Here is a 2,120-nt window from a genome sequence, read left to right as displayed (position 1 = left end):
GCCCAATAGTCCGCGGCCACGGGCGGATACGCGAATTCGTATCCTTCCTCTTCGAGTAGTACGTACGGTTCCTGGATTGCTGTGTGCCCGCGCTCCAGTCGCGCACAGAGCTCTTCGACCAAGGTTGTCTTGCCGGTTCCATGCGGTCCGGAAACCCCGATGCGCAACTCTGCCCCTTCCAATGTCTGGTCACTAGTCTGCGTCCTGCAAGGAATCGTGCGGAAATCAGGTGTGGAGTCCAGGGTGTCAGGATGCCCAGGCTGGAGACCACCGCCCCCTCCTTCGAGGCGATCGCGCCGAAATTCGCCTGTCTGCAACCAGTTCCTGATGAGGACTGTTGCCCGACGGCACCTTGCCGAAGGTGTTGATCAGTGCGTCCAGCCGGGCCGTCAGGTGTGGGGGTAGGACGCGGCGGAGTTTGGCCGTCGCGCTGTCGGCTGCGCGGGCGGCCGGTCGGCGCCGCGGCTGGGGAAGAGCCCGAGTAACACGGCCACCGCCTCGTCGTCGGTCAGTGGCATCCGTCAGCAGGAGCACACAGTGAAGCTCGTCTCGATCCGTGTGATCACTGACGACATCCAACGACTGGTCAGCTTCTATCAGCACGTGACCGGCGTCGAAGCCAACTGGGCTACACCAGATTTCGCCGAAATCGTGCTGTTTCGAGATCCCGACGGCAACCTGATCAACCTCTTCACCCCGGCGGCCCGGACACAGCAGGTCCGCCACCGAAACATTACGTCACGTCGTGGAGGAGTACGGACTTCAGCAGGTCGCCACCCATCGAGTCTCACGGATCGGTGCGCACAAGGTCGTAGACATAGGACCGTTCGCCCTTGCGGCTCACCCACACGCCCTCAGGAGGAACCTCGCCTTGCCCAGGTTCGTCGAATGGGCGACTCGATACCTCATCGGCCGCGTTGCACACCACCCAACCGAAGTCGGGGAGTCGGCGACACCAGATATCGAGGTCGGTCCGCTTATACGACGGGAACCCATGCGCGTCCCCATCGCGGACGAACTCATACGTCAACCCATCCACGCGCCGCACGAACCTCACACCCGACATCGGACCATTCTCACCAAAGACCTCGACATGAACAACCAGGTCCCCGGTGAGGTTGACGAGAACCCAGGGACCGCATACGTGGTCAGCTCTGCTGATTGCTGAGCAATCCTCGACCAGATGAGCCTTGTGCGTGAACGGCAGGCAGTGTGCCGGCCCTGTGCGCACGCCGCCCCGGAACAGGACATACGCCCACTGAGGGTGCGAGTGCGTGTTCCGCGGTGGCTTGAACCCCGTAGGGTCTGTGTCGATGACGGCATCGACACACGCTCACTGCTTCCATGCCGGCGCTGTCGGCGAATCACTGCTCGTTCTGCTCCATGGCTCACACGGCAGCGAATCCGACCTCATTCCGGTAGCCGACGAAATTGCCCCAGAGGCATCAAAACTGAGTGTCCGTGGCACAGTCAGCATGGATGAGGGCTATGCCTTCTTCCATCGCTTGCCGGACCGTCGCGTGGACCCGCGCGACATCGTCACCAGGACGCGGATGCTGGCAGATTTCATCGCAACCGCCTGGGCTGACTACAACCTCACCAGACGCCCCGTCGCAATCGGTTTCTCCAACGGCGCCATCATGGGCGCGGCTCTACTCATGACCTATCCGGGATTGCTGGCGGGAGCGATCCTCTTCCGTCCCCTGGCCCCGTTCGCCCATGATCTAGCCGACCGCGTCGACAAAACTCCAGTTCTGATAGTCGACGGCGCTCACGACAACCGCCGGTCACCCGGGGACGGCCTCCAGCTGGCTGAACAGCTGCGCCGTGCGGGAGCCCGGGTAACCCATCAGGTGCTATCGGTCGGCCATGCGATCACCGCCGAGGACAAAATCGTTGCGCGCGAGTGGCTTCTGGCGCAGAGGTACTGAGCGATGGTGCTCAACCGAGGTGCCATACAGTGCCCGGGCAATCTCCACGCGCCTGCGGTCATGCTCCGAGCACGACTGGTCTACGCACAAACTTCGAGTTTCACGAGACAACCAGTTTCATGCTTGCAGAGTTCAAGGGCGATTTCTCTGGCGCGAAGTTCGACGGGGTGATATTCCAGCATGCCGAGT

Annotated in this window: 1 protein-coding gene and 1 pseudogene; both read left to right on the top strand. The window is 62.1% G+C overall.

All coding sequences use genetic code 11. The features are described 5' to 3' along the window. Positions 1 to 537 precede the first annotated feature (537 nt). Positions 538 to 699 (top strand): annotated as a pseudogene (locus tag ACFWF3_RS33490) (VOC family protein); the annotation flags it as partial. Between the two features lie 614 nt (positions 700 to 1,313). Further along, on the top strand, positions 1,314 to 1,931 hold the full coding sequence (locus tag ACFWF3_RS33485) for an alpha/beta hydrolase (protein ID WP_379317967.1): 618 nt from the start codon (positions 1,314 to 1,316) through the stop codon (positions 1,929 to 1,931). The last annotated feature ends 189 nt before the right edge of the window (positions 1,932 to 2,120 follow it).

This window comes from Nocardia sp. NPDC060220 (assembly GCF_042727815.1).
In the GTDB taxonomy this organism is placed as follows: Bacteria; Actinomycetota; Actinomycetes; order Mycobacteriales; family Mycobacteriaceae; genus Nocardia.
Note: the sequence above shows the minus strand (reverse complement) of the source record. Positions and strands in the feature narration are given on the sequence as shown.